We start from the raw sequence: 6,685 nt of genomic DNA on the forward strand, positions 1-6,685 counted from the left end.
ATTGAAATTTTTAACACCAAACAACCGAAATGTGTGTTTTGCATAGAGCAAATAACAAAACTATGACATGGATCTAACAAATGCTGGTAATTTGAACACTATCGAGTGACCAAGCGCATGCCTTGGCAATGAGGAAATCTTCTTAGTTGCAGTTTGTGTGGCAGAGGGAAATTGTAAAAGGTATAGCGGTGATGCCCACAGTATCTATGTGAGCATCAGTTATAGCAGTCTTGCATGTGAAAAAGTAATCCCAAAGAATTGCATCACTTTGGTTTGTAATGAAAATTACAAAAAATATTCCCTTTTACCGCCAAGGAAATAAATCGACCCATAGCAAATGGCTATCCGCAGTAAGAGGCTGTAATTGCCCTCCCTTAATTGCAGGCAACCACCAACAGCCTTGCGAAGCAGTAAGTTGGTGTGTTTCGGTATGGCAAACAAGCCAGTTTCCCTTCACAACGTAGATCAACCCACTATGGGAAACAGGGAGTTTTTGTGCCGAACTCACCGACGATACCGATGCCTGCCAGCAACCGCGCCGCGTCATAATATTAAAGTCTTGGCTACTTCCCCCTAATAAACGCGCATGAATAGGGATATCACCGGGGAAAGCAAACGGCTGCAACGGCTTGGAAAGAGTATGTGCCTCCCAGCCTGGGCTGGATAGTTCAACCCCTTCACCTGATAGCAGCGTAATTGACCGATCGATATCCGAAAACATTGAAAACGGGCCATCCTGTTCGATAGTAGCAATACTGGCACGCCAGGCAAAATCATCTCCACCAACGGGCCAACATGCTATTTCACGGGTTTCGCCGCCGCCATTTCGCCAACGGCTAACGGGTAAGCTGGCAAAATCAAAAAGGGTAAAGCTCATCAGACCTCCTGTTGACAGGCTTTCAATACCGTCAGAAAATCCTGTGCAGATTGCTGTTGCATTGGATGATATCTATCCACTATTACCGCTTTGCCTGCCACATAAACATCGCGAATTTGCGATTTGCCCCCCGCAAATAACCACCGATTCAACAAAGATGCCGATTTTGTACCAGCAATATAAGGATCATCGCCATCCAGTACTAACCAGTCAGCACGGTAGCCTTCTGTTAACTGACTAATTTTGCTGGCACAAGCCTGTCGTCCTCCCGCTAAAGCTTGGCTATAAAGCAAATCAGCCACGGCAGGATATTGCTCACTCGTCAGACGATTACGGCGTTGATCACGCAGGCGCTGACCATATTCTAACCAACGTAATTCTTCCACCACATCCAATGAAACATGGCTATCTGAACCAATACCCCAGCGCCCCTGATAATGCAGATAATCGACCCCAGGGAAAATACCATCACCAAGGTTAGCCTCGGTAGTCGGGCATAATCCTGCCACAGCCTGACTTTCTGCCAAACGAACAAGCTCGGATTTATCCAGGTGTGTCGCATGAATCAGACACCAGCGGCTGTCGACAGGCAAATGGTTATACAGCCATGCAACGGGGCGCTGCCCACTCCAATCCAGACAGTCATTAACCTCCTTTTGCTGCTCAGCAATATGAATATGTACCGGTAATTGATTATCCGAAGCTTGTAGGATCTCCTGCATTTGGCTGAGCTCTACGGCGCGCAAAGAATGAAAACATAAACCTTGGTTTTGTAATGGCTGATTAGCCAATTGTTTACTAATGACCTGCTGCTGTTTGAGATAGCTATCGGTGCTCTGAATAAAACGGCGCTGCCCCTGCTGAGCAGGCTGAGCACCAAACCCCGCGTAGCTGTACAATACGGGTAACAATGTCATCCCGATACCCGCCTCTTGCGCTGCCTGACTCAGTTGAGCGGTCATTTCACCAGGGCAATTGTATGGATTACCTTCGGGATCGTGGTGTAAATAATGAAACTCTGCGACTTGCGTATAGCCACCTTTCAGCATCTCGATATACAGTTGACGGGCAATCACACCAACATCTTCCGGTGTTAATTGCTGTACCAGTCGATACATCAGATCTCGCCAAGTCCAGAAGCTATCCTGTGGGTTACCGGCGATTTCGGCTAATCCAGACATCATGCGCTGAAAGGCATGGGAGTGAAGATTCGGCATGCCTGGCACTATTGGGCCGGATAAAACCTGACAACCAGTACCACTGCTGCCGGTCACAATGCGCTGAATATACCCCTGTTCGTCAACAGTAATTTGTACGTTATCTGCCCATCCACTCGATAAGAAAGCACGCTCGGTAAAATAAACTGGCATAGCGATATCCCAATATTTTGTTCAGAGTCAAACGCGCTAAGCAGCAGCGGCGTCAATTAATTAAACCACTCACTTGTATATACATATACATACGCTAAATTCAACCGTAGACTTAGCATATAAATCTTTTATTTGACGAGGTTAACGCCGTGGCGGAACAACAAAAAGTCTTACAATTAAGTGCCGCAATGGACGATACTCCGGCGCCAATTTATCAACGGGTTAAGTTGGCCATTATCCACCAGATCAGAAGCGAGGTCTGGCAGCCCCATCAACGCGTTCCCTCAGAAAGCGAGCTCGTTGCTGAGCTGGGGGTCAGCCGTATGACTATCAATCGTGCGTTACGTGAATTAACCAATGAAGGTTTCCTTATTCGTATGCAAGGCGTGGGAACTTTTGTTGCTGAAGCAAAAGCGCACAGTGCCCTGCTTGAAGTTCATAACATTGCTGACGAGATAACCGCTCGTGGTCATCGCCACAGCAGTAAAATTCTGCAACTAGAAGCTCGCCCGGCAACCCCTGAAGAAGCGGTAGCGTTAGGGATCCTGCCCGGTCAACAGTTGTTCTACTCGCAAATTGTGCATTATGAGAATGACTTCCCTGTTCAAGTCGAAAATCGCTGTGTTAATCCAAGCACGGCCCCCGACTATATGAAGCAGGATTTCAATCACATAACTCCTTACAGCTATCTCACGCAAGCCGCGCCTCTGACTGAAGGTGAACATATTGTTGAAGCCGTGATCCCGAGCCAGACTGAGCGACAACTGCTGCAATTGGATGAGCATGAGCCTTGTCTGTTGATTCGCCGAAGAACCTGGTATGGAAAAGTGGTCGTCACTGCGGCGCAATTACTGTATCCAGGCTCACGCTATCAACTCTATGGTCGTTTTACCCCACAAGGCACCGTGACGTCCTGATCAATTTTATTTCTCTGTGAGAACTGCGAAGTGTTACGCAATTGTTTAAATCTCTATCTTGCTGATAGTGACTTTATGCGCTAGGTTGTCCATGATTGTATATACAACTTAATTTCGCTGTGTACTCGCCATCATTAACGCTATAGCAACAAATAAATTTCGGAGCACTGACTGATGCCTGTGATTCAATCAGTAAGCAGCGCTGTGGCGGCGGGTACAAAGGGTATAGCTTGAAGGAGTGAGATGGTGTCAGTAATTCACTGTGACAGTTTGTGGTACGGTGCCGATATCGTGACCATGTGTGGAGGGGAATATCATCTGATACCGCAAGGAGCAATAGCGGTCACAGGCGGTAAAATAGTCTGGATTGGGCCACATAAAGAGTTGCCAGCACTCCATGCCTCACGTGAGATCGTCTTTCAAGGTGGCCTGATTACCCCTGGTTTAATTGATTGCCATACACATCTCGTCTTTGGCGGTGATCGCAGTGCTGAATTTGAGCAACGCCTTAACGGGGTCAGCTATGCAGAGATTGCCGCTAATGGTGGTGGGATTATCTCAACGGTTAGGGCAACACGGAATACCAGTGAAGAACAATTGCTCGAACAAGCTTTATTTCGGCTGAAACCTCTTCTTGCCGAGGGCGTGACCTGCATAGAGATAAAATCCGGTTATGGCCTTAGTCTTGAAAGTGAAATAAAAATGCTGCGGGTTGCCCGCCGTTTGGGTGAATTACTCCCCATTACAGTTAAAACAACCTGTTTGGCAGCACATGCTTTACCGCCTGAGTTTGCCGGCAGAGCTGACGACTACATTGATTTCGTTTGTAATACCGTCATTCCTCGGGTAGCTGAAGAGGGGTTGGCCGATGCCGTTGACGCATTTTGTGAACACCTGGCATTTTCACCGGCACAGGTCGAGCGCATATTCTTGGCCGCCCAGAAAGTCGGTTTGCCGGTCAAACTGCATGCCGAGCAACTGTCGGCACTTGGTGGCAGTACTCTTGCAGCAAAATTTAATGCATTGTCGGCCGATCATCTTGAATATGCCACTGAGTCAGATGTTCAAGCCATGGGCCATGCGGGTACTGTGGCGGTATTGCTACCAGGCGCTTATTACTTGCTACGTGAAACACAATGCCCCCCCATTGAACTGTTTCGCCAGTATGGTGTGCCAATGGCCTTGGCCAGCGATGCCAACCCAGGAACCTCCCCTGCGCTCTCTTTGCGTTTGATGCTCAATATGGCTTGCACCTTATTCCGTATGACACCGGAAGAAGCGTTGGCGGGTGTCACATGCTATGCCGCTCAGGCACTTGGTCTGCAAGAGACGCAAGGCACATTGGAAATTGGCAAACTGGCAAATTGGGTCCATTGGCCACTATCCCGCCCGGCCGAATTAGCTTACTGGCTAGGTGGCCAATTGTCTGCGACTGTCGTTTTCCAAGGAGAGGTTCGCCCATGAATCTAACTGACCCGTTAAGTTTTCACTCCGGTAAACTGCCTTTATTAATCAGCATTCCTCATGCCGGCACCCGACTAACCCCCGTGGTGGAGGCTGGCCTAACAGCTGCCGCACGCCCTTTATCAGATACTGATTGGCATATTCCTCGTCTCTATGATTTTGCCAGAAATATGGGGGCCAGCTTACTAATAGGTAATTACTCTCGCTTAGTCGTTGATCTTAATCGCCCAGAGGATGATCAGCCACTGTATACCACAGCAACAACTGGTTTATTCCCCGAAACGTTGTTCGATGGGCGACCTTGTTTTATCTCAGGTAAAACACCGTCGCCGCAGGAGCGTCAATCTTACCTGTTACATATCTGGCGTCCTTATCATCAGCAACTTCAATCCGAATTGGACCGGCTTAAAGCACAGTTTGGCTATGCATTGCTGTTAGATGCACATTCAATTGCATCAGTTATTCCGAGATTATTTGAAGGGCAATTACCCGATTTGAATTTTGGTACCAATAGTGGTGTCAGTTGTGACCCATCATTAAGCAAGCAATTAATTGAATGTTGTCAACATCAATCCACCTTCAGCCATATATTGAATGGGCGCTTTAAAGGTGGTCACATAACTCGGGCATATGGTCTGCCCCAGAATCAGCAACACGCCGTGCAACTGGAATTATCCCAGTTAAACTATATGTCTGAAACTGAGCCTTATCACTACCGACCTGAGCGAGCCACGCATTTGCAGCAGTTACTCGAACAGTTAATTCATATCATGTTGTCATGGGGTGAACAGCACTATCAACGCTGAAACATAACATTCCACTCACTGAGTTTTCAGTCGGTAATAAATGTAAAAAAGGCGGGGTTAAATCCCGCCTTTTTAATTCACCTATTTCCGACACAGAAAAGGGTAATAATTACTGCTAAGTTAACTTAGAAACGGTAAGTCAAGTTAACTGCAACAGTATCATCAGTGCCCAGGCCCAGTGGATTGTTATCTTCATCCAGTAAGTTAATCTGGTAGTCAACATAGGCAAACATGTTTTTGTTAATATAGTAAGTCACACCGATTTCAGCATATTTCAGCAAATCTGCATCGCCAACAACTGCCAGTTCTTTACCTTTAGACTGGACATAAGCGATGGACGGGCGAATGCCATTTTCGAACTGGTATTGAGCGACCAATTCAACGTTCTGGGTTTTATTCGCAATCAGTGCTTTATATGGCGTCATATTCAGCGTTTCGCCGTACATTGCTGCGATGTAAACTTGGTTTGCATCATATTTCAGCGCAGTCGCCCAAGCCTGAGCTTTATCCCCTGTCGCACTGTCAGCCAATGTTTTTTGGCCTAAGGTCCGATTGGAAGAAGAGTATGCACCCGCAAAGCCAATACCGCTGCCTTCGATGTCTTGGTAATCAACAGACAAACCAAAACCGTCGCCATTAGCCTTCTGGATTGCGCGCTCATTCTTAGTGGTATCTCCATCGTCATTACGACCTTGATACTGAGCAGCAACATTCAGACCTTTAACCAGGCCGAAGAAGTCAGAGTTACGGTAAGTTGCCAAACCAGTAGAACGACCTGTCATGTAATTGTCGGTATAAGCGATTGAGTCGCCACCGAACTCTGGCAGCATATCGGTATAGGCCAGCGCATCATAAACTACACCGTAGTTACGGCCGTAATCGAAAGAGCCAAACTCAGCAAATTTCAGACCAGCAAAACCCAAGCGGGTTTTATTGCCTTTGTCGCCCTGAGATTCTGCATTTTTAGCGGCTACGTTATATTCCCACTGGCCGAAACCGGTCAATTGGCTATTAATCTGTGTCTCACCCTTAAAACCGAAACGCACATAGGTATCGTCAGCGTTATTATGGTTTGAGAAAAGGTATTTAGCGGCTACGCGGCCATAAAGATCCAGCTTATTGCCGTCTTTATTATAAATCTCTGCTGCATTTGAAAGAGTAGGAACGATACTCAAGGTGACCGCCAAGGCCAGTAAACTGCGCTTCATCATTAATTTTCCTTTAAATTTTAATAAAACAAACCCATCGGGC

The 6,685-nt window shown here is 47.0% G+C and carries 6 protein-coding genes; 3 read left to right on the forward strand and 3 right to left on the reverse strand.

Annotated elements, in window-relative coordinates:
• Positions 1–304: 304 nt before the first annotated feature.
• Both V1952_RS18960 and V1952_RS18965 read right to left on the reverse strand, forming a co-directional pair.
• On the reverse strand, positions 305–877 hold the full coding sequence (locus V1952_RS18960) for a HutD family protein (RefSeq protein ID WP_083159043.1): 573 nt from the start codon (positions 875–877) through the stop codon (positions 305–307).
• The gene (locus V1952_RS18965) at positions 877–2,247 is read right to left on the reverse strand and encodes a formimidoylglutamate deiminase (protein ID WP_420075316.1); all 1,371 of its coding nucleotides are present in this window, start codon (positions 2,245–2,247) and stop codon (positions 877–879) included. The genes V1952_RS18960 and V1952_RS18965 overlap by 1 nt, the downstream gene beginning before the upstream one ends.
• Positions 2,248–2,396: 149 nt before the next feature.
• Between V1952_RS18965 and hutC the strand changes: the two genes are divergently transcribed.
• The 3 genes from hutC (at position 2,397) to hutG (ending at position 5,434) form a co-directional block, all read left to right on the forward strand.
• Entirely contained in the window at positions 2,397–3,164 is a 768-nt protein-coding gene (hutC, locus tag V1952_RS18970; RefSeq protein WP_083159045.1) for a histidine utilization repressor, read from the forward strand.
• Positions 3,165–3,407: 243 nt separating this feature from the next.
• Positions 3,408–4,628, forward strand: coding sequence for an imidazolonepropionase (hutI, locus tag V1952_RS18975; protein WP_420075317.1), 1,221 nt, complete (start codon positions 3,408–3,410; stop codon positions 4,626–4,628).
• Complete coding sequence (hutG, locus tag V1952_RS18980; RefSeq protein WP_372558863.1) at positions 4,625–5,434, forward strand: N-formylglutamate deformylase; 810 nt, start codon at positions 4,625–4,627, stop codon at positions 5,432–5,434. Before hutI ends, hutG begins: the two co-directional genes overlap by 4 nt.
• 125 nt (positions 5,435–5,559) lie before the next feature.
• Here hutG and V1952_RS18985 read toward each other — a convergent pair whose 3' ends face one another.
• Positions 5,560–6,645, reverse strand: a complete 1,086-nt coding sequence (locus V1952_RS18985; RefSeq protein WP_083159048.1) for a porin — start codon at positions 6,643–6,645, stop codon at positions 5,560–5,562.
• Between the last annotated feature and the right edge of the window lie 40 nt (positions 6,646–6,685).

Source organism: Yersinia sp. 2542 StPb PI (assembly GCF_048593855.1).
In the GTDB taxonomy this organism is placed as follows: domain Bacteria; phylum Pseudomonadota; class Gammaproteobacteria; order Enterobacterales; family Enterobacteriaceae; genus Yersinia; species Yersinia enterocolitica_E.